This window comes from Flavobacterium sp. Flavsp81 (assembly GCF_059491325.1).
This window is the reverse complement of the sequence record NZ_CP168505.1, coordinates 3,503,013-3,523,806: the sequence shown is the minus strand read 5'-3', so window position 1 is coordinate 3,523,806 and position 20,794 is coordinate 3,503,013. Positions and strand designations below refer to the sequence as shown.

The 20,794-nt window shown below is 31.4% G+C and carries 18 protein-coding genes and 1 tRNA gene; 11 read left to right on the top strand and 8 right to left on the bottom strand.

Annotated features, from left to right (window positions below):
* Complete coding sequence (locus ACEN92_RS14690) at nucleotides 1-2,124, bottom strand: Tex family protein (protein WP_495639099.1); 2,124 nt, start codon at nucleotides 2,122-2,124, stop codon at nucleotides 1-3.
* Nucleotides 2,125-2,241: 117 nt separating this feature from the next.
* Between ACEN92_RS14690 and ACEN92_RS14685 the strand changes: the two genes are divergently transcribed.
* The gene (locus tag ACEN92_RS14685; protein WP_495639098.1) at nucleotides 2,242-2,517 is read left to right on the top strand and encodes a DUF1294 domain-containing protein; all 276 of its coding nucleotides are present in this window, start codon (nucleotides 2,242-2,244) and stop codon (nucleotides 2,515-2,517) included.
* Between the two features lie 143 nt (nucleotides 2,518-2,660).
* Here the strand turns inward: ACEN92_RS14685 and ACEN92_RS14680 are convergent, their stop codons facing one another.
* The 3 genes from ACEN92_RS14680 to ACEN92_RS14670 form a co-directional block, all read right to left on the bottom strand.
* Nucleotides 2,661-3,578, bottom strand: a complete 918-nt coding sequence (locus ACEN92_RS14680) for a cation diffusion facilitator family transporter (protein WP_495639097.1) — start codon at nucleotides 3,576-3,578, stop codon at nucleotides 2,661-2,663.
* A 6-nt stretch (nucleotides 3,579-3,584) separates the two neighbouring features.
* Nucleotides 3,585-4,016 (bottom strand): ribose 5-phosphate isomerase B, encoded by a 432-nt coding sequence (rpiB, locus tag ACEN92_RS14675; RefSeq protein ID WP_495639096.1) that lies wholly within the window; start codon nucleotides 4,014-4,016, stop codon nucleotides 3,585-3,587.
* Nucleotides 4,017-4,763: 747 nt separating this feature from the next.
* On the bottom strand, nucleotides 4,764-4,997 hold the full coding sequence (locus tag ACEN92_RS14670) for a putative signal transducing protein (RefSeq protein ID WP_495639095.1): 234 nt from the start codon (nucleotides 4,995-4,997) through the stop codon (nucleotides 4,764-4,766).
* Nucleotides 4,998-5,105: 108 nt separating this feature from the next.
* On the opposite strand from ACEN92_RS14670, the gene rnr reads away from it, so the two are divergent.
* From rnr to ACEN92_RS14655, 3 genes are read left to right on the top strand one after another with little or no spacing between them, the layout of a single operon-like run.
* Nucleotides 5,106-7,286: a ribonuclease R gene (gene rnr / locus ACEN92_RS14665; RefSeq protein ID WP_495639094.1), complete on the top strand. Its 2,181-nt coding sequence runs from the start codon at nucleotides 5,106-5,108 to the stop codon at nucleotides 7,284-7,286.
* Nucleotides 7,287-7,310: 24 nt separating this feature from the next.
* Complete coding sequence (locus ACEN92_RS14660) at nucleotides 7,311-7,979, top strand: head GIN domain-containing protein (protein WP_495639093.1); 669 nt, start codon at nucleotides 7,311-7,313, stop codon at nucleotides 7,977-7,979.
* A 15-nt stretch (nucleotides 7,980-7,994) separates the two neighbouring features.
* Nucleotides 7,995-8,672, top strand: a complete 678-nt coding sequence (locus ACEN92_RS14655) for a LysE family translocator (protein WP_495639092.1) — start codon at nucleotides 7,995-7,997, stop codon at nucleotides 8,670-8,672.
* Between the two features lie 172 nt (nucleotides 8,673-8,844).
* On the opposite strand, the gene ACEN92_RS14650 is transcribed toward ACEN92_RS14655, so the two are convergent.
* Together ACEN92_RS14650 and folB are read right to left on the bottom strand one after the other, a co-directional pair.
* Nucleotides 8,845-8,918, bottom strand: a tRNA-Cys gene (locus ACEN92_RS14650).
* A gap of 94 nt (nucleotides 8,919-9,012) precedes the next feature.
* Entirely contained in the window at nucleotides 9,013-9,372 is a 360-nt protein-coding gene (gene folB / locus ACEN92_RS14645) for a dihydroneopterin aldolase (protein ID WP_495639091.1), read from the bottom strand.
* Between the two features lie 115 nt (nucleotides 9,373-9,487).
* Between folB and ACEN92_RS14640 the strand changes: the two genes are divergently transcribed.
* The 5 genes from ACEN92_RS14640 to ACEN92_RS14620 all read left to right on the top strand — a co-directional run bounded on the left by ACEN92_RS14640 (nucleotide 9,488) and on the right by ACEN92_RS14620 (nucleotide 14,056).
* Entirely contained in the window at nucleotides 9,488-11,605 is a 2,118-nt protein-coding gene (locus ACEN92_RS14640) for a glutamine--tRNA ligase/YqeY domain fusion protein (RefSeq protein ID WP_495639090.1), read from the top strand.
* Nucleotides 11,606-12,478: 873 nt separating this feature from the next.
* Complete coding sequence (locus tag ACEN92_RS14635) at nucleotides 12,479-12,958, top strand: hypothetical protein (RefSeq protein ID WP_495639089.1); 480 nt, start codon at nucleotides 12,479-12,481, stop codon at nucleotides 12,956-12,958.
* 91 nt (nucleotides 12,959-13,049) lie between these two features.
* Nucleotides 13,050-13,376 carry a YtxH domain-containing protein gene (locus tag ACEN92_RS14630; protein WP_495639088.1) on the top strand — a complete coding sequence of 109 codons (327 nt, stop codon included), beginning with the start codon at nucleotides 13,050-13,052 and terminating at the stop codon, nucleotides 13,374-13,376.
* 70 nt (nucleotides 13,377-13,446) lie between these two features.
* Nucleotides 13,447-13,797 carry a competence protein gene (locus ACEN92_RS14625; RefSeq protein WP_495639087.1) on the top strand — a complete coding sequence of 117 codons (351 nt, stop codon included), beginning with the start codon at nucleotides 13,447-13,449 and terminating at the stop codon, nucleotides 13,795-13,797.
* Between the two features lie 4 nt (nucleotides 13,798-13,801).
* Nucleotides 13,802-14,056, top strand: coding sequence for a DUF6327 family protein (locus ACEN92_RS14620; protein ID WP_495639086.1), 255 nt, complete (start codon nucleotides 13,802-13,804; stop codon nucleotides 14,054-14,056).
* A gap of 17 nt (nucleotides 14,057-14,073) precedes the next feature.
* Here the strand turns inward: ACEN92_RS14620 and ACEN92_RS14615 are convergent, their stop codons facing one another.
* Nucleotides 14,074-15,060 (bottom strand): SPFH domain-containing protein, encoded by a 987-nt coding sequence (locus tag ACEN92_RS14615; RefSeq protein WP_495639085.1) that lies wholly within the window; start codon nucleotides 15,058-15,060, stop codon nucleotides 14,074-14,076.
* Nucleotides 15,061-15,182: 122 nt separating this feature from the next.
* On the bottom strand, nucleotides 15,183-16,688 hold the full coding sequence (gltX, locus tag ACEN92_RS14610; RefSeq protein ID WP_495639084.1) for a glutamate--tRNA ligase: 1,506 nt from the start codon (nucleotides 16,686-16,688) through the stop codon (nucleotides 15,183-15,185).
* Nucleotides 16,689-16,863: 175 nt separating this feature from the next.
* On the opposite strand from gltX, the gene ACEN92_RS14605 reads away from it, so the two are divergent.
* Together ACEN92_RS14605 and ybeY are read left to right on the top strand one after the other, a co-directional pair.
* Entirely contained in the window at nucleotides 16,864-20,256 is a 3,393-nt protein-coding gene (locus tag ACEN92_RS14605; protein ID WP_495639083.1) for a coiled-coil domain-containing protein, read from the top strand.
* Nucleotides 20,253-20,672 (top strand): rRNA maturation RNase YbeY, encoded by a 420-nt coding sequence (gene ybeY / locus ACEN92_RS14600; RefSeq protein ID WP_495639082.1) that lies wholly within the window; start codon nucleotides 20,253-20,255, stop codon nucleotides 20,670-20,672. Before ACEN92_RS14605 ends, ybeY begins: the two co-directional genes overlap by 4 nt.
* The last annotated feature ends 122 nt before the right edge of the window (nucleotides 20,673-20,794 follow it).

The following is a 20,794-nucleotide window of genomic DNA, read 5'->3' as shown; positions in this document are numbered from 1 at the left end:
TTAAAGTATCATCGTCAGCTGAATCCTCTTTCTGTCCTCATCAACTTCAGTAACCTTCACATCAACATGCTGATGTAATTTTACCACTTCATTTACATCACTCACAAAACCGGCTTTCAATTGCGAAATGTGAACCAATCCGCTTTCTTTGATTCCGATATCAACAAAACAGCCGAAGTTGGTAATGTTATTCACAATTCCCGGTAAAATCATTCCGGTTCTCACATCTTTGATTGATTTTACGTTCGCATCAAATTCAAAAACCTTAGCTGACTTTCTTGGGTCCAATCCAGGCTTTTCAAGCTCTTTAATGATGTCTTTTAGCGTTAATAAACCAATTTCAGGTGTAATATAGTTTTCGGCCTTAATTAAGGCTGTTTTCTCTTTATTTGCAATTAAGTCATTTACCGAAAGTTTTAAATCTTTCGCCATTTTCTCTACAACCGGATAAGCTTCGGGATGCACAGCAGAATTATCCAATGGATTTTTTGCATTCGAAATCCTGATAAAAGCAGCACTTTGCTGATACGCTTTATCACCAAGACGAGGTACTTTTTTCAACTGTTTTCTGTCCTCAAATGGACCATTTTCTGAACGGTATTGAACGATATTTTCCGCCAGCTTCTCACCTATTCCACTCACATAACTCAATAAATGTTTACTTGCCGTGTTGATGTTAATTCCAACCGAGTTCACGCAGCGAATTACTGTATTATCAAGTTCTTCTTTTAGTTTGGTCTGATCTACGTCATGCTGATACTGTCCTACTCCAATTGCTTTCGGATCAATTTTTACCAATTCGGCCAAAGGATCAGAAAGTCGTCTTCCGATAGAAACGGAGCCACGAACCGTAACATCGTAATTAGGAAACTCTTCACGTGCAATTTTTGATGCCGAATATACAGAAGCTCCTGCCTCAGAAACTATAAAAACCTGCAACGGTTTGTCGAACGCAATTTTTTTGATGAAAAATTCGGTTTCGCGTGAAGCAGTTCCGTTTCCAATTGAAATAGCATCAATTTTATAAGAGTTCACCATCGAACGAATTTTTTTCATCGCCATGGCTTCCTCGTTTTGAGGCGCATGCGGATAAATCGTTTCGTTGTATAGCAAATCTCCTTTTTCGTCCAGACAAACTACTTTACAGCCGCTTCTGAATCCAGGATCAATTGCCAGAATTCTTTTTTCTCCCAAAGGCGGTGCCAATAATAACTGTCCCAAATTGTTCGCAAAAACCTGAATCGAATTTGCATCTGCTTTTGCTTTAGCTTCCTGTAAAGTTTCATTTCCAATCGCAGGATTCAATAAACGTTTGTAACTGTCTTCAATTGCTAATTGTAAATGTGCCGTTGTGCTATTTTGTTTTTTAATGATTATTTCGTCAATAATATCATACGCTTCGTCCAGATCTACTTCTACTTTCATTTTTACAAAGCCTTCGTTTTCTGCACGAAGCATTGCCAATAATCTATGTGAAGGTGCTTTTGTCAACGGTTCCTGCCAATCAAAATACTGACTGAATTTTTGGGCATTTTCATCGTCTTTTTTCGTTTTCACGACTTTAGTTGCGATTGTCGCTTTTCGCTGATATAATCTTCTCAGTTGTTTACGAACATATATGTTTTCGTTAATCCATTCGGCAATAATATCTCTTGCTCCCTGAATTGCGGCTTCTTCATTAATAACATTATCATTAATATATTGTGTCGAAATAAAATCTACATCAACATCATTTTCTGCCATTATAATTTTGGCTAATGGCTCTAAACCAAACTCCCGGGCAACATCGGCTTTGGTTTTTTTCTTCTTTTTAAAAGGGAGATAAAAATCTTCGATTTCCTGTAAATCAAAGCTTTGTTCAATCTTTTGCTTTAATTCCGGCGTAAGCGATTTTTGTTCTTCAATAGATTTTAAAACTGCTTCTTTACGTTTTACAATCACTTCATACTCTTTTTGAAGCTTAGCAATTTGTTCAATTACAACTTCGTCAAGATTTCCTGTAGTATCTTTTCGGTAACGGGAAATAAACGGAATCGTACAATCTTCTTCTAATAACTTTACAGTATTCTGAATGTTAATCGCTGCTGTTTGCACAGACTTTGCAATGAATTGAATATTAGTCATACTTTTAATGAAATAATTTCTTAATTATAAAATGAGATAATCTGCCACTTAAAACCATAGTCGCAAATTGATCATTCACTTGGCTAAAATAATATCTTTGTTTCTAATTTTAAGCCTATGAAAATTTTATTAATATATTTTTTAATTGTAAATAGTTTTACTTTTCTCATCGCCGGATATGATAAGTATCTTGCTGTTAAAAATAAACGCAGAATTCCTGAAAAAACACTTTTTGCACTGGGTATTTTTGGCGGTTCATTCGGATTGTTATTAGCTATGTTGATTTTTAATCATAAAACTAGTAAATCCTCTTTTATTTTGAAGTTTTGCGGAATTTTGTTCCTTCAGTTTGTAGTTGTAATTACCCTCCTGAATGATAAACTATTTTTATAATTTATTGATTTTAAGATAATTAAACAATGAAATTCTATGGATTTAAAATCCGCCCGGTTTACTATTTTCTTTGGTGCGAAGCACCCGGTTTTTTTGAAGTCTTGATAAATTCAAACAGGAAACTTATTTAGTTAACCTGAAATTTATTCATTTTGAAGAATAAAATCTTTGCTGCCGTTTTTTTCAAAGTCAGGTTGAATCGTACAATGGCTAATATGAAAATCATGAAATAAAACTTCTTCTATTTCTGAAACGATGTTATTAAAATCTGAAATTGAGATATTTTCTTTGCAATCTAAATGCGCTTGAAAGTGAAGTTCATTATCATTTAAATGCCAGACATGAATATGAAACAACCTATGGTTTCCGGTAACTTCATGGATTTTTTTTGCAATCTCTTCAATGTCTAAATTATCAGGAGTAAAAAGCATCAGCATTTTTGTGGATGATTTTAATAAATCTAAACTCATCAAAATCAAATAAACAGCAATTCCAAGCGTAATTACACTGTCAACCCAAAACCACTGAAAATATTTCATTAAGAAACCTCCAACCAAAACAGCTACTGAAGCCATCATATCAGTAAAAAGATGCAAATAAGCCGATCGCATATTTAAGTTATGATCTGCATCTTTTTTAATAAGCAAAGCTGAAAAACCATTAAAAGCAATTCCTAAAATCGATAACCAAATAACCAGATTAGAACTGATCACTACAGGTTCTGAAAATCTGACAATTGCTTCGTAAATCAAAAAAACAGCCACTATAATTAAAGTTGCCGCATTTATAAATGCGGCAATAAGTTCTGCTCTTTTATAACCAAATGTACTTGAAGCATTTGGCTTCTTTTTGGCTAATGTATGTGCCACCCAACTTAAAATCAAAGAAATGACATCACTAAAATTATGGAGTGCATCAGATAATAAAGACAAGCTCCCTGATATAAATCCTCCAACAATCTGAGCAATAGTAATTCCAATATTCAAAAAAATAGATATTGATAAATTTTTACCTGTTACTTCGTGATTATGTCCGTGGTGATGACTGTGGTCGTGGCCCATATTTATTTATTGACAAGCAATTTTGTTCACTCTGTTTTGATGTCTTCCACCTTCAAATTCAGTATTCAGAAAAGTTTCAACCATTTCTACAGCCTGCGGAATTGAAGTAAAACGCGCTGGAATACTAATTATGTTAGCATCATTATGTAAACGGACTAAAACTGCAATTTCTTTCGTCCAACATAAACCGGCTCTCACTTTCGGGTGTTTATTAACCGTCATTGCAATTCCGTTTCCGCTTCCGCAGATTACAATTCCAAAATCCGCTTTTCCTTCAGAAACATCATTCGCAACCGGATGTCCAAAATCCGGGTAATCAACAGAATCTTCAGAATCTGTTCCATAATTGGTTATTTCATGTCCTTTTGCTTTTAGCATAGCAACTATTGCCTTTTTGTAATCTGGTCCCGCGTGATCGTTTCCTATCGAAATTTTCATTATAATAATATTTTAAGTTGTGTAACTGCAAATTTAACCAAACAATTTCAGATAAGCTTTACTATAGATTTGTTTATTTTTGAAACCTAATATATTAGAAATTATAAAGCCTTGATTTATGAAAAAAAAATCAAAATATAACTCCCCTATTATCAAAAGGTTAAACGTTATTAACAATTTTTATATCTGCATAATATACTGATTATCAATTAATAATAAATATTTTTTTTGTTAAAATTTAAGGATGTTAATACAAAATCATAATTCGTTGATATTCAGCTAACCTTAAATTAACATTATTTGTTAATAAGTTAAGATAGAAAATCAGAAGTATTTTTTGGTTGTGTCGAAAAAAAACCTAATCCAAAACCCGAATGAAATAACCTAATAAAGTTTGATGAATTTTTATAAAAGTTATCAATACCAAAAATGCAATTTTCAACAAAATTCACTTTATGAAGTTATCTACAAAATGAATTCATTTTTGGTTGTTAACCATTGTTGATTAAAATATAAAAAGACTTTAAAACTAATCCTTTAACAAAATATAACTATGTTGATAACTCTATATAAGTAAGTAAAACTTCATTTCAATACATTTAAAAATAAAATTATTGTACCTATTAACACCCTATAATAACCATCAAAAATTAATTAAATTTAAATTTTTCTTTTTGTTGTATTTAATATATGTTAACAACTTTGAAATTTGAAAAGAAAAAATAGAAATTGAAAAGAAGATTTGTCTCAAACAATTTTTAGAGGATTGTTAAGACTGTCCAGAATTTCCTGTACTTGTTCGAAATCGTTTGGATGAACTTTAAGTTTAATGCCACCAAGCGCTGCAGAGTACATTGGTACAGCTGAAAGTGTCATTTCATTTTCAAAAAAATATGGAATTTCTTCCTGTTCTAATAAATGTTTGAGAATAACCGTTTCGTGGTCGTAATTGAATATGGCAATCGTTTTAAAGCTTTCCATAAAGGTCTTTTTGTAAAGATACTAAAGTTATAATTTTAATAATTCTAATTGTTAAAATCTGTTATCTGATATCTTATTTGTAATTTTAAACTTTATAAGAAAAGATATATGAATAAGAAAATTAAAAAGCCGATAAAAAATGAGAGTGATTTCTCTAGTAAAATTTTAAAAGTTTTATCGAAAAATGCTAATAAAGCATTCAATTATAAACAAATAGGAGCAAAGCTTGAACTTGATGATACCAAAAGCAGAAATCAGATTATAAAAGATTTAAAAATTCTGGCTGCGTCCAAAAAAATAATAGAATCAGAACCGGGAAAATATTTGATTAAGGCAGTTAGTGAAGATTATTACGAAGGAACAATTGATATGACCAGTAGAAAAACGGCCTATTTTGTTTGTCCTGAGTTTACTGAAGATGTTTTTATTCCGACTAATAATTTAAATCGTGCTTTAGATAAAGACAAAGTAAAAGTGTACGTTTATAACAGAAGAAAAGGAAAACGTGCTGAAGGTGAGGTTATTGAAGTAGTTGAAAGAAATAAAACAGATTTTGTAGGAGTAATAGATATTCAGGCAAATTTTGCTTTTGTTTCTACTGCAAATCCTAAAATGTATACGGATATTTTTATTCCGAAAGATAAAATTGGAGAAGCAGAAAACGGTGATGTTGTTTTAGTAACGATTGAAGACTGGCCAAAAAGAGCTGATAGTCCATTTGGATCTGTGGTTAAAGTTTTAGGAAAACCCGGAGAACATAATACTGAGATTCATGCTATTTTGGCTGAATATGGTTTACCAGCAGATTTTCCGATAGAAGTAGAGGTATATGCACAAAAAATAGATACTTCTATTCAGGAATCTGAAATTGCAAAACGTCGTGATATGCGTGATACACTCACGTTTACGATAGATCCAAAAGATGCAAAAGATTTTGATGATGCTTTGTCTTTTAAAAAGTTAGAGAACGGAAATTACGAAATCGGAATTCATATTGCCGATGTTTCCTATTATTTAGAAGAAGGAACAATTTTAGATGATGAAGCATACCAACGTGCAACTTCGGTTTATTTAGTAGATAGGGTAGTGCCAATGCTCCCGGAAGTTTTGTCTAATTTTGCCTGTTCATTACGTCCGAATGAAGAGAAATATACATTCTCTGCAGTTTTTGAAATTTCTCCAACTTCACAGGTTATTAATCAATGGTTCGGAAGAACCGTAATTTATTCAGATCAACGATTTGCTTATGAAGAAGCACAATATATTATTGAAACGAAAGACAATACGATTCCGGTTGATATTTCAATTACCGGAGAATCTTATGTAGTTTCAGATGAAATTGTTGAAGCTACTTTAAAATTAGATGAATTAGCGAAGATTTTAAGAAAGAAAAGAATGGCGAATGGAGCGATTTCTTTTGATAAAGTCGAAGTAAAATTCAATTTAGATGCAGAAGGTGAGCCGGAAGGAGTTTATTTTAAAATATCAAAAGATGCTAATCACCTGATTGAAGAATTCATGCTTTTAGCTAACAGAAAAGTGGCTGAATATATTGGAAAACAGAAGAAAACATTTATTTACAGAATTCACGATGAACCAAATGAAGACAAATTAATTGCTATGGCAGCAGTAATTGCTAAATTTGGTTATAAAATAGATTTTCGTAATAAAGGCGATATTTCAAAATCACTGAACGCTCTGATGGAAGAAGTAAATGGTAAAAAAGAGCAAAATTTAATTGATACTCTTGCCATTAGAAGTATGAGTAAAGCTAAATATTCGACAGATAATATTGGCCATTATGGATTAGCTTTTGATTATTACAGTCATTTTACTTCTCCAATTCGTCGTTATCCGGACGTAATGGTACATCGTTTGCTTCAATATTATCTGGATGCAGGAAAATCTGTAGACGAAGAAATTTACGAAACAAAATGCCAGCATTGCTCAAATATGGAAAGTTTAGCGACAAATGCTGAACGTGACAGTATTAAATACATGCAGGTAAAATACATGCAGGACCATAGAGACGAAGAGTTTTTGGGTGTTATTTCCGGTGTTACAGAATGGGGAATTTATGTTGAAATAATTTCAAACAAATGTGAAGGGATGGTAAGAATCAGAGAAATAAAAGATGATTATTATACTTTCGATGAAAAACAATATGCTTTGGTTGGAGCGACTTCAAACAGTATATTGCAATTAGGGGATGAAATTTACGTTAAAGTAAAAAATGCGGATTTGGTTAAAAAACAATTGGATTTTCATTTTTTACGAAGAGCAGAATAGTTGTTAAATTTAAAAATTTTGAAAATGAAAAAATTTATTATAGGGGCTGCAATATTAGTTGCGCAATTGTCATTTGGTCAGGTGACCAAAGAATTAGGAGATTTCGATTCTGTAAAAGTATTCGATAAATTACATGTAAAATTAGTACAGTCATCAGATAATAAGATTGTAATAAAAGGAGCTCGTGAATCAGAACTTGAAGTGGTTAATAAACAAGGGTTATTAAAATTAAGAATGCCTTTTCCAAAATTATTATCTGGTGATGATTTGGATATTACTGTTTATTACAAACATATTGAGCTTATTGATGTTAATGAAGGCGCAGTAGTTACAAGCAAGGAAACAATTAAAGCAACATCTTTTAAAGTCAGTGCACAAGAAGGCGGTAAAATAAATATTGATGTAGATGTAGATAGACTTGATGTAAGTTCTGTTTCAGGAGGAGAAATCACCTTATCAGGTAAGGCTTCCAATCAGGATGCAAAATTAGGAGCAGGTGGTTATCTCCTGGCAAGTAAATTAAATACTGCCCAAACCAAAGTAAGCGTTTCTGCCGGAGGTAAAGCAGATGTGAATGCTTCGACCTTAGTTGATGCAAAAGTTAGCGCAGGAGGCTCTATTTATATTTACGGAAAACCGAAACAAATTAATCAGAAAACGGTTTTAGGAGGAAAAATCGAAGAGGTAAAGTAAACTAATTGTATTTGAATGATAAATGATATTTTAGCTGGGCTGCCATGGGGACTTTTTTTAAGTTTCATGATAGGCCCAGTATTTTTTATACTACTGGAAACCAGTATTACAAAAGGATTCAGAGCTGCAATAGTATTTGATCTTGGTGTAGTATTAGGTGATATTTTTTTTATAGGAATTGCTTATTTAGGAAGTTACAGATTGATTCAGAGCTTAAAAGATAAACCTGCATTGTTTATTTTTGGCGGAATTATTATGTTGGCATATGGCATTATTTCGTTCGTAAGATTAAAGAATGAAGAAAAAATTGATGATGAAGAAATAGATCGGGATATTATAAAACGAAACTACGGGAGTTTGTTTATAAAAGGATTTTTACTGAATGTTATTAATATTGGTGTTCTTGGTTTCTGGCTGGCTGTTATTATTTCTGTCGGTCCAAAATTAGAAATGCAAAATTCGCGAATGATTACTTTTTTTACTTCGGTCATTATTACTTATTTATTAGTTGACTGCCTTAAAATATTATTAGCCAAACAATTAAAATCTAAAATGACGCCAACCAACATTCTTAAAATAAAAAAAATAATTAGTATTGTTTTAATGGTTTTTGGACTTGTTTTAATAACACAAGGCTGGTTTCCAAAAGAAAAAGAAATGGTAAAAAATGCTTTTGAAAAGATTGAGAAGTAGTTTTTAACAACTGAAAATATATAAATTTAAACCTCTCATTTTTAGAGGTTTTTTTTATGCTTACACTTATCTTATGTTTGTTATTTCGACAAGGAGAATTATATTAAGTAATTTACGTTCAGTTTGTGAAAAAGTTAGACACAAAAAAAGAGATACATTGCTGTATCTCTTCTGGAGGCATCGTCCGGATTCGAACCGGAGTAGGAGCTTTTGCAGAGCCCAGCCTAGCCGCTCGGCCACGACGCCATTACTTGAACGGATGGCAAAAGTAACTAAAATCTTTAAAATTCAAAACTTTAAAAGTAACTATTTTAAAAAATTAGTTTTCTGTTGTAAAGAATTACTTTCTAATTTCCATCATTTTTATGGTAACTGATTCAACATCACCACCAATAGGAGGGTTAATTTTAGATACTGAAACTGTAGTTTTTTGTACCAAAGGAATCTCTGCTAAAACACGAATATTGATTCTTTTGGCCACATGCTCTAATAAATGGGAACGAATTGCCATTTCCTCAGTAACAATTTTGTTTAAATGTACATAATCAACAGTATCAGCCAGATGATCTGTTGCTGCTGATTTTTGTAAATTGGTTTTAATTTTTAAATCTACAGTGTAATCAGACCCTATTTTTCCCTCTTCGATTAAACATCCGTGGTAAGAAAAAGTTCGGATGTTTTTTAATTTTATAACTCCCATTTTTTTAATTATTCTGCTTAAATATTCAATTTCAGTGAGAAGTTTCTAAAGAAAATTGTAAACTGTAAACCGAAAACTCTAAACTTTTTTATCTTTGCTAAAATTACTATAAATAATGGCATCAGAAGAGAAATCACTCAATTTTATTGAACAAATCATAGAAGAAGATCTGAAATCAGGTCTGTCAAATTCCAAACTTCGTTTTCGTTTTCCACCAGAACCAAATGGTTATCTGCATATTGGGCACGCAAGTTCAATAGCATTAAATTTTGGTTTAGGAATTGATTATCAGTCTCCTGTAAATTTACGTTTTGACGATACCAATCCTGAAAAAGAAGAACAAGAATTTGTTGATGCTATTAAAAAAGACGTGGAATGGCTGGGTTATAACTGGACAGAAGAACGTTATGCTTCTGATTATTTTCAGCAATTATATGACTGGGCGATTTTGTTAATTAAAAAAAATAAAGCGTATGTTGACAGTCAATCATCTGAAGATATGGCGATTCAAAAAGGAACTCCGTCTAGTGTTGGAACCGATAGTCCATTCAGAAATCGTTCTGTTGAAGAAAATTTAGACTTATTTGAAAGAATGAAAAACGGAGAGTTTGAGGCTGGAACTCATATTCTTCGTGCAAAAATTGATATGAAATCTACTAATATGCTGATGCGTGATCCTATCATGTACAGGATTTTACACAAACACCACCATAGGACCGGCGATATCTGGAAAATCTATCCAATGTACGATTGGGCACATGGACAAAGTGATTATTTAGAGGAGATTTCACACTCATTTTGTACTTTAGAATTCTTACCACATAGAGAATTATACGATTGGTTTTTAGATCAGATTATTGATGAAAATAAGATTCGTCCAAAACAAAGAGAATTTGCCAGACGTAATCTTTCACACACTGTTGTAAGTAAAAGAAAATTACAGCAACTGGTTAAGGAAAAGCATGTTAACGGTTGGGATGATCCTAGAATGTCAACTATTTCGGGCTTAAGAAGACGTGGTTATACTGCTGCTTCATTACGTAATTTTGCTAATACAATTGGTATTGCAAAACGTGATAATTTAATAAATGTATCAGTTTTAGAATTCTGTATTCGTGAAGATTTGAACAAAATTGCACCTCGTGTCATGGCTGTTTTAGATCCTGTAAAATTGGTCATTACAAATTATCCTGAAGGAAAAGAAGAGTGGCTGGAAGCCGAAAATAATCAGGAAGATGAAAGTGCAGGTTTTAGAAAAGTGCCTTTTTCCCGTGAATTATATATTGAAAGAGAAGACTTTTTAGAAGAAGCCCCAGCGAAGTTTTTCCGTCTAACTTTAGGAAAAGAAGTACGTCTTAAAAATGCATATATCATTAAGGGAGAAAGTGTTATAAAAGATGCTAGCGGCAATATTACAGAAATTCATGTTACTTATGATACCGATTCTTTAAGTGGAAGCGGGACAGAAGCAAGTCAGAGAAAAGTTTCAGGAACATTACATTGGGTTTCTATTCAGCATGCAGTTGAAGCTGAAGTTCGTATGTACGATCGTTTATTTACAGATGAAGCTCCGGACAGTTATAAAGATAAAAACTTCCTGGATTTTGTGAATCCAAATTCATTAGAAATCATCAAAGGATTTGTAGAACCAAGTTTAGCAACAGCACGAAATGAAGACAAATTTCAGTTTCAACGTTTAGGTTATTTTACTGTTGATAAAGATTCAACTCCTTCAAAATTAGTATTTAACAGAACTGTTGGATTAAAAGATGCCTGGGAAGAAAAAGGTAAGAAGGAAGAAAACAGCATTAACAATTCCTTAAAAGAAATCAATAAATATTTTAAAGTTGAAACTAAACCGGAACGAATTGCAATTGAAAGCGCAATAGGAGAGAGTATTAAAAATATTTCCAGTTTTTCCTTATTACAAAATTCATTAAAAAAGAATATCAACAATAATAAAGCTTCATTGTTATTTGCTCAATTTATTTTGAAATATTCTCATTTGAAATCTTCAGATTTTGAAGAAGAGGATATTAAAAAATTATATAACATGTCTCTTAGAAGTGAATCGACTTATGTACGATCAAAAGCACTTTTGAATTTAAGAGATTTAGAAACTTCAGATTTCAAAAATCAATTTGAAGAGGAAATTTTAAAATTATATTCAAATCCTCCAAAAAATGCTTCGGAGAGAGAAATTGAAATTCTTTCTGAAATGGTAAAAAAATAATATTATTACAATCTATTGAAAAGCGCTTTTATAAGCGCTTTTTTTATTATTTGTTTTTTCTATATAAAATTAAATTTTTATAAATATTTTATATTAAAAATGACCTACATAAATTAATTTTAAATCATTTATTTACTTTTTAGGATAACAGAATTCATCTTAAAGAAAATGATTAAAATAAACGCTTTATTTTAATTTTAGCTTTTATTTCATCCATCTTTAGAGCTTATTAACAGCGGAATGTTTATAAGTTGACATTTGAAATCTACTTTTGAAAAAATGTGAGGATTTCTTCAAAAAGAAAATGAAATTTTACTCAATCAATTTTAATGATCGATTTAATAAATTTAAATGAATATAATTATTATATATAAAATCTATTAATTGTAAATTTTAATAGATATTTTTAACTAAAAGTTACTTTCATATTTTAATTTTAAGACCTTTTTTTATTTCTTCCATATCTAAACTCATCTTTTGAATAATTGTTGATTCTTGAGCTTTATTTTAATTTTATAAGTCATTTTTGTCAGTTTAACGGGTTATTAACATACAATTGTTTATAAAGTTGCTATTTTTATCCAAAGGTCAAATCTGAAATTTTTTAATTTTAAAAATGACAACTTTAGGAATCGAATGAGTTTTTCTGAAATTCAAAAAAATAGATTTTTGTTTTAGATTGTATTCTAAGTCTGTATTCTGAAAATTGGTTTTATGGTCAATTCTAATTGTGATTTTGTTTCTGATAATATTTAAAAGTATTTTTCAATTGCATTTCATAATTTTCAAATTTCATGAAATTGGTTTTGTGATTTATAAATTTTTGATTTTCATTTTGATCAAAGAAATTTTTAATCCTTAAATTTAATTATCATGAAAAATGTATTTTTTACCCTGGCTGTTTTATTTGCAAATATTGCAATTTCTCAAACACATCAAATTTCAAAACATAATGGAGAAGAATTGGATGTTAATTTTATCAAACATGAAAATGATTTAATTCATTATTCTCTAAACGGGAGTTTTGAGGAACATAAAATTACCAAGTATGCAGTTTCAAAAATTACCAATAAACAAACGAATCAAACTCAAAAAATATCTGATAAAGTTATAGTAAATTCAAAATCAGATTATAAAATGGTAATTGTTTTACCTCAGAAAAAGACAGTAGGTTTAAAGCAGGCGGCAAATTTTACAGGTCTCTCGACGAAGACAAAAGGGGAGCCGCCAATTGCCAACAGAAATAATACTGCCATCCGAATCAAAACAAAGTCGGCTTCTAATGGCTATCCGTTTGTAAGTATAATCGAAAAAGAGAATGGGAAGTATGAAGCTATAGCTTATGTGTATTAATTATATTATTAAAATTTAGTAAAATAATATTAAATCAATATTTATAATTCAAAAAAGATGTACATTTATTTATCATAAAAAACTTAATATTATGTCTAATAATTCAAATACAATTGCGGCTATTTTAGCTGGTGCTGCAGTAGGAGCAGCAATCGGAATTTTATTGGCTCCGGATAAAGGTTCTAATACGAGAGCTAAACTGAAAGAAAATTTAGGGGATACTGCTCTAAATTTAAAAGATTCTTTAGCAGCAAGTTCTGAAGTCCTTCGTGAAAAATTTACGAATGCTACACAAGGTCTGGACGGAACTTTTGATGAGTTGCTTTCGAATGTGAGTCATAAAACAGAGGAAGTAATTACATTTTTAGAATCTAAATTAGCTGATTTAAAAGCACAGAACGCTAAACTTCAGAAGTAATATTAATTCAAAAAGCACAAAAACACTTATCTATAAGTAATTTTGTGCTTTTTTTAAACTAAACTACAATATGGCTTTTGAAGAATTAAAAGAAAATACTGAAAGTATTCAGGAACAGGCTAAACTCTATTTTGATAGCCATTTAGCGTATTATAAACTATGGGGTTTTAAAGTTGCGATGAAATCAACGACTTTAATTTTTAAGTTTACCCTGATCTTATTGTGTTTTAGTATGGTTTTGATTTTTGGATCTTTTGCTGCGGCATATGCTTTTGGATCTTTATTTGAAAGTAATGCTTTAGGGTTTTTAGCAGTAGGAGGGATCTATTTTGTTTTTACAATTTTACTTTTCTTTATAAAAGACAAATTTGTAGAAGGACCAATTTTGGAGAAATTTTCAGAAATCTTTTTTAATGATTAATCTTATGGAAGCAAAAAAATACTCATCATATGCAGAAATCGAAAGAGATTTGGAAATTTTAAAATTACAGAAGGAGATTAATTATCAGAAATTAGTTTTAAGTTTTCAGAGAACAAAAGAAAGTATCACACCACAAAATATCATTGGTGGAATTTTTTCTTCATACAAAGATTACTTTTCAATTTCATATCCAAAAATTTTACAATCGATTTTACCCTTTGTAATCAACTGGTTTATTAATAAAAAAAGAGGCAATTAAGCCTCTTTTCTTTTATGTTATTCTTTTGTTTCAGGTTGAATATCATCTTCATAACCAGATTGAAGTGGTTCAATCTTTTTTGGTTTATCAATTTTTTTATTGTTTCTCTTCATCATTTCACCAACCTGATTCGATGCTGAAAAGGAAGCAACCATATTATTCAACATATCACTTCCGGCTTGTGGAGAGTTTGGTAACAGAATTAAATTAGAATTGGCATCTGCACCAATGGCCTGCAATGTATCATAATGTTGTGTAACGACAATTAAAGCCGAAGCTTCTTGTGAATTGATGCCCACATTATTCAAAACTTCAACACTTTCTACTAAACCTCTGGCAATTTCACGACGCTGATCTGCAATACCCTGACCCTGTAAACGTTTACTTTCAGCTTCAGCTTTTGCTTTGGCAACAATTCTGATTCTTGAACTTTCAGCTTCAAATTCAGCAGCAGTTTTTTCTCTGTCAGCAGCATTAATTCTATTCATAGCATTTTTTACCTGAATATCAGGATCAATATCTGTTACCAGAGTATTGATAATATCGTAACCGTAAGTAGTCATTGCCTCATTCAATTCTCTTTTTACAGCAATTGCGATATCATCTTTTCTTTCAAAAACATCATCCAATTTTAATTTTGGAACTTCGGCACGAACAACATCAAATACATAAGCAGTAATCTGATCATGTGGATATTCTAATTTGTAAAAAGCATCGTATACTTTTTCCTGAATAACTTTAAACTGAACCGAAACTTTCATTTTGATAAAAACGTTGTCTTTTGTTTTCGTTTCAATGATAACATCTAATTGTTGGATTTTAAGATTTACACGTCCGGCAATTCTGTCGACTATCGGAATTTTAAGTTGTAAACCTGAATTTCTTACGCTTAAAAATTTACCAAACCTTTCTATTACAACAGAAGATTGTTGTTTCACGGTAAAGAAAGACGAGAGGAAAATAAAAAATCCGAAGACTAAAATGATAATAAATGGAATACTCATAATGATATTGATTTAAGTTTTATGGATGTGTAAATTACGAAATTTCTTCGGGTTTGAATATAAAAAAACGCTAAGTACATTTTGTTATGTTACTTAGCGTTTGTATTTTGAAAATATATCTTTTATAAAGTACTTATTGCTTTCTGAATTCTCGAAATAGTTTCTTCTTTCCCAATGATTTCAACTATATCAAATAGGTGAGGACCTTTCAAAGCGCCAACCAAACTCAAGCGGAAAGGCTGCATTACTTTACCCATTCCAATTTCATTTTTCGTTAACCAGTCTTTTACGATTGCCTCAATATTTGCTGAATCAAAACCATCAATATATTCAAGAGTAGAAATCAATTCCTGCATTAAAGCGGGAGTTTCTTCCTTCCAGTTTTTGCTTGCTTTTTCATCATAAGATGTGGGTGCCTGGAAAAAGAAATCAGTCAAATCCCAAAATTCAGAAACAAAATGAGCTCTTTCTTTGATTAATGAAACAATTTTTGTTGTCACTTCGAGCGGAGTCGAGAAGCCTTTTTCTTCTAAAATAGGAGTGAAGGCCTTTGCCAAATCTTCATCATTTTGTTTAATTAAATACTGGTGATTGAACCATTTGTTTTTCTCCGGATCAAATTTTGCTCCCGATTTATGAACTCTGTTTAAGTCAAAAGACTCTACAAGTTCTTCTAAAGAAAATAATTCTTTATCAGTTCCATCGTTCCAACCTAAAAGAGCAAGGAAATTTATAACTGCTTCCGGGAAAAATCCTTTTTCTCTATAACCAGATGAAACGCCTTCCTCTGTTTTCCATTTTAATGGAAACACTGGAAATCCTAATTTATCACCATCTCTTTTAGATAATTTTCCGTTTCCAACTGGTTTTAGAATTAATGGTAAATGTGCAAATTCCGGAGCCTCCCAACCAAAAGCTCTGTATAATAAAACGTGAAGTGGCATTGATGGTAACCATTCTTCTCCACGAATTACGTGTGAAGTTTCCATCAAATGATCATCAATAATATTAGCCAAGTGATAAGTTGGCATACCATCACTTTTGAATAATACTTTATCGTCAAGAAGATTCGTGTCAAATTTTACATCACCACGAATAATGTCTTTTAAATGTAAAGTTTCATCAACCGGAGTTTTAAAACGGATCACATAATGTTCTCCATTTGCAATTCTTTTAGCAACTTCATTAGCAGAATGCACCAAAGATGTATCTAACTTTTCACGATTAGTATGATTGTAAATAAATGTTTTTCCTTCTGCTTCTTGTTCTTTTCTTAAAGTATCTAAAGCTTCTGGTGTATCAAAAGCATAATATGCCCAACCAGACTTGATCAGTTGATCAGCATAAGTTTGGTATAATTCCTTACGATCACTTTGTCTGTACGGACCAAATTTTTCATTTTTCCCAACGGTTTCTTCCGGAGCAATTCCTAACCATTCTAATGCTTCCATAATATAAGCTTCAGCACCCGGAACAAAACGAGTTTGATCAGTATCTTCAATTCTTAAATAGAAAACACCATTGTTTTTTTTGGCAAATAAATAATTAAATAGGGCAGTACGAACGCCGCCAATATGTAAAGGTCCTGTTGGACTTGGTGCAAAACGCACACGAACTTGCTTTGACATTTGTTTAAATTTTGATGCAAAGATACGATTCAGATTTTAGATTTAAGATTGTTGATTTTAGATTTATGAAGTTGTATTTGAGATTGTTTTTGAACATTGTCATTACAATTGATTTTTGAAATTTGAATTGTTATAATTACTACTTTTATGGGTTATAATCAAAAGAGATTTTATTTTGAAAACAACATCTGCTATATATCTAAAATTAGAAGCATTTATTAAAAAATATTACACCAATGAATTGATAAAAGGAGGACTTCTTTTTATAGGTTTTGGATTATTGTACTTTTTATTTACACTTTTTATAGAGTATTTTCTTTGGTTAAAACCAGTAGGAAGGACACTTTTATTTTGGATGTTTATTGGAGTAGAAGTTTTCCTTTTGTTTAGATTTATTTTATTCCCAATTTTTAAGTTGTTCAAGCTTCAAAAAGGTATTGATTATAATCAGGCTTCAGCCATTATTGGAAACCATTTTACAGAAGTGAGTGATAAACTAACGAACTTTTTGCAGCTTTCAGCTTCTGAGAATTCAGCAGAAAGTTCAGAATTAATGTTGGCTTCGATAGAACAAAAAGCAAATTCATTACAGCCAATTCCATTTGGAAATGCCATCAATTTTAAAAAGAATAAGAAGTATTTGCCATTGGCAATTATTCCAATTTTGCTTTTTGCTGTGTTTTATATTTCGGGAAACAGCAATATAATTTCTCAAAGTTTAAATAGAGTAGTGCATTTTAATGCTACTTTTTTACCACCGTCTCCATTTAAATTTGTGGTTCTAAATCAGAATTTGCAGACAGAACAAAACAAAGATTTCGTTGTTAAGATGGAATCTGTTGGAAATATAGTTCCTGAAAATGTAATGATTCATATTGGAGATGAAAGTTATTTTATGGAATCATCTCAACCAGGAAAGTTTGAATTCAAGATTGAAAAACCGGTTTCAAATGTTGCTTTTTCTTTTGAAGGAAATTCAGTTTCATCTGAAGAATATGAATTGAAAGTAATCACCGTTCCGTCAATTGCCAACTTTGAAATGATACTGAATTTTCCATCTTATCTAAAAAAGAAATCAGAAACTATCCAAGGAACAGGAAACGCAATCGTACCGGAAGGAACTTTGGTAACCTGGAAAATGAATACGCAGTCAACTCAGGAAATTGTTTGGAAGGATGAAAACGCAACTTTTAAGTTCAAGAAGGCCGAAAATGAGTTTAAATTGGCTAAAAATATAAGTCAAAATACAGAATATCAAATTCTTACTTCGAATAATAAAGTCAAAAACTACGAAAAACTGGATTATCAGCTGTCTGTTATCAAAGATCAGCACCCAACAATCACAGTTTCGCCTGCGCCAGATAGTTTAAAGTTGGATAAAAATTATGTGTTAGGAAGATTGGGTGATGACTACGGATTATCAAAATTGCAGATTGTTTACTACGAGCGCAACAAACCAAACGCGGCTAAGCGTGGAACTATTCCTGTAAAGCAAGCCGTATTTGATCAGTTCGTTTTTAACTTTCCAAGTAATCTTGCTGTGGAAGAAGGAGTATCTTATGAATACTATTTTGAAGTTTTTGATAACGATGCACCACATGGTTTTAAGAGTACAAAATCTTCTGTGTTTTCAGATCGTGTTTCTACAAGAGATGAAATTCAGGATATGGAATTGCAACAGCAAAATGACAATATAAATAGTTTAGAAAAGTCTTTAAAAAATCAGAACAAGCAATTTTCTGAAATGGATAAGCTTCAGAAAAGTGGAAAAGAAAAAGATAATTTAGAATTTAAAGATCAACAAAAAGTAAGCGATTTTATCAAACGTCAAAAACAACAAGATGAATTGATGAAACAGTTTGCTGATAAAATGAACAAGAATTTAAACAAGTTTCAATCTGAGAAGAAGGATAAAACTGCTGATGATTTGCAAAAGCGTTTGGATAATGCAGAGAAGGATTTAGAAAAGAATCAGAAGTTAATGGATGAATTGAGGAATTTAAATGATAAACTTCAAAGTGAAGAGTTGTTTGATAAGATGGAAAAATTCAAACAAATCAGTAAAAACCAATCTCGTAACTTAGAACAATTAGTTGAATTAACGAAGCGTTTTTATGTTGAAAAGAAGGCAGAACAAGTTGCTGAGAAATTAGACAAGCTTGCCGAACAGCAAGAAAAGCTTTCAAACAAAGATGCGGAAAATACTAAAGAAAAGCAGGACGATATTAATAAAGCGTTTGATAAAATTAAAGACGATTTAAAAGATTTAAAACAAGAAAACAAAACTTTAAAATCTCCAATTGATATTCCTTCTGATGCTTCAAAAGAAAAAGAGGTAGATTCTGATTTGCAAAAAGCTTCTGAAGAACTGAGTAAAAAGAATACTTCTTCGGCTAAGCCAAAACAAAAAAGTGCTGCAAAGAAAATGAAAAGTATGTCGCAGGAAATGCAGTCGAGTATGGAGGGTGGAGATCAAGAACAATTAGAAGAAGATGTTGCGATGTTACGTCAGGTTCTGGATAATCTACTGGCTTATTCTTTATCTCAGGAGGATGTGATGAAACAATTTAAATCGATGAAATTGGGTTCTTCTGCATATACAAAGAATATCAAGATTCAGCAGAATTTAAAACAGCAGTTCAAACATGTTGATGATAGTTTGTTTGCATTGTCTTTACGTAATCCAAAAGTAGCTGAAGATGTAACAAAAGAAATAGGAAACGTACAATACAATATTGACAAAGCAATTGAAACTTTAACCGATGTTCAGATTCCTAAAGGGGTTTCACACCAACAATATGCTACTTCATCTGCAAATAAATTAGCTGACTTTTTAAGTGATTTATTAAACAATATGCAGATGTCAATGTCTAAACCTGGATCTGGAAAACCAAAACCAGGAGAAGGACAAGGAATGCAATTGCCGGATATTATTCAAAAGCAAAAAGGTTTGGGTGATAAAATGAAAGAGGGAATGAAACAAGGACAAAAGCCAGGTGATGGAAAACAGGGACAAAGCGGAGAAGGAAAGCAAGGTCAGGGAAAAGAAGGTAAAGAACAAGGAAAAGGAAGTCAGGGAAAGAATGGTGAAGGTAAAAACGGACAGGGAAATAAAAATGGTGGAGAAGGAAAAGACGGTGAAAACGGAAATGATGGAGAAGGAGACGCTGAAGCCATCATGGAGATTTATAAAGAACAAGTAAAACTTCGTGAAGCATTACAAAAAGAATTAGCAAAACAAGGATTAGATTCTCAAGGAAAATCTGTAATTGATCAAATGAAAGCTTCAGAAAAACAGCTTTTAAACAAAGGTTTCAAAAATGAGAACTTGCAGCGCATCCTGAATATTCAGCAGGAATTATTAAAATTAAACAATGCAGTTCAACAACAAGGTCAGGATACGAAGCGTCAATCTGAAACAAACAAAGCTGAATTTACGAATAGAACAAATGCTTTACCAAGCTCATTTTTAGAATATTTAAACAGTGTAGAAATTTTAAATAGACAATCACTACCTTTGCGCTCGAATTTTAATCAAAAGGTTCAAGAATATTTTAATACAAAATGATCAATTTTAATTACGAAACCGAATTTACTTTAGATAACGAACAAGCCTTTTCTGATTGGTTGAGTGCTGTAATTGTTTCTGAAAAGAAAAACGAAGGAGAGATAAATTACATTTTCTGTGATGATGAATATCTTCATAAGATAAATATCGAATATCTAAACCACGACACACTTACAGATATTATCAGTTTTGATTACACAGTTGGTAACGAATTAAACGGAGATATTTTTGTTTCTGTTGAAAGAGTAGAAGATAATGCAAAAGATTTTAATGTTTCTTTTATAGAAGAATTAAAGAGAGTTCTTTCTCACGGCATATTGCATTACTGTGGATACAAAGACAAAAGTGAAGCTGATGCGGTATTGATGCGATCAAAAGAAGATGAAAAGATCGCAATGTTTCACGTGAAACAGTAAAGGATTTGTTTCGGGGGAAGTTTCATTTCAAATTTAAAGAAGATTTAAACACGCTTGTGTTCCACGTGAAACATGTTTAATTCTAATAAAGGAATTTCAAAAACGTTCCACGCGGAACGTTT

Coding starts and splice junctions, on each gene's coding strand:
- ACEN92_RS14690 (WP_495639099.1), bottom strand. CDS start 2,124: ATGACTAATATTCAATTCATTGCAAAGTCTGTGCAAACAGCAGCGATT.
- ACEN92_RS14625 (WP_495639087.1), top strand. CDS start 13,447: ATGGCTTTTGAAGAATTAAAAGAAAATACTGAAAGTATTCAGGAACAG.
- gltX (WP_495639084.1), bottom strand. CDS start 16,688: ATGTCAAAGCAAGTTCGTGTGCGTTTTGCACCAAGTCCAACAGGACCT.
- ACEN92_RS14630 (WP_495639088.1), top strand. CDS start 13,050: ATGTCTAATAATTCAAATACAATTGCGGCTATTTTAGCTGGTGCTGCA.
- ACEN92_RS14670 (WP_495639095.1), bottom strand. CDS start 4,997: ATGGAAAGCTTTAAAACGATTGCCATATTCAATTACGACCACGAAACG.
- ACEN92_RS14660 (WP_495639093.1), top strand. CDS start 7,311: ATGAAAAAATTTATTATAGGGGCTGCAATATTAGTTGCGCAATTGTCA.
- ACEN92_RS14640 (WP_495639090.1), top strand. CDS start 9,488: ATGGCATCAGAAGAGAAATCACTCAATTTTATTGAACAAATCATAGAA.
- ACEN92_RS14655 (WP_495639092.1), top strand. CDS start 7,995: ATGATAAATGATATTTTAGCTGGGCTGCCATGGGGACTTTTTTTAAGT.
- ACEN92_RS14635 (WP_495639089.1), top strand. CDS start 12,479: ATGAAAAATGTATTTTTTACCCTGGCTGTTTTATTTGCAAATATTGCA.
- rnr (WP_495639094.1), top strand. CDS start 5,106: ATGAATAAGAAAATTAAAAAGCCGATAAAAAATGAGAGTGATTTCTCT.
- ACEN92_RS14685 (WP_495639098.1), top strand. CDS start 2,242: ATGAAAATTTTATTAATATATTTTTTAATTGTAAATAGTTTTACTTTT.
- ACEN92_RS14615 (WP_495639085.1), bottom strand. CDS start 15,060: ATGAGTATTCCATTTATTATCATTTTAGTCTTCGGATTTTTTATTTTC.
- rpiB (WP_495639096.1), bottom strand. CDS start 4,016: ATGAAAATTTCGATAGGAAACGATCACGCGGGACCAGATTACAAAAAG.
- folB (WP_495639091.1), bottom strand. CDS start 9,372: ATGGGAGTTATAAAATTAAAAAACATCCGAACTTTTTCTTACCACGGA.
- ACEN92_RS14620 (WP_495639086.1), top strand. CDS start 13,802: ATGGAAGCAAAAAAATACTCATCATATGCAGAAATCGAAAGAGATTTG.
- ACEN92_RS14680 (WP_495639097.1), bottom strand. CDS start 3,578: ATGGGCCACGACCACAGTCATCACCACGGACATAATCACGAAGTAACA.
- ybeY (WP_495639082.1), top strand. CDS start 20,253: ATGATCAATTTTAATTACGAAACCGAATTTACTTTAGATAACGAACAA.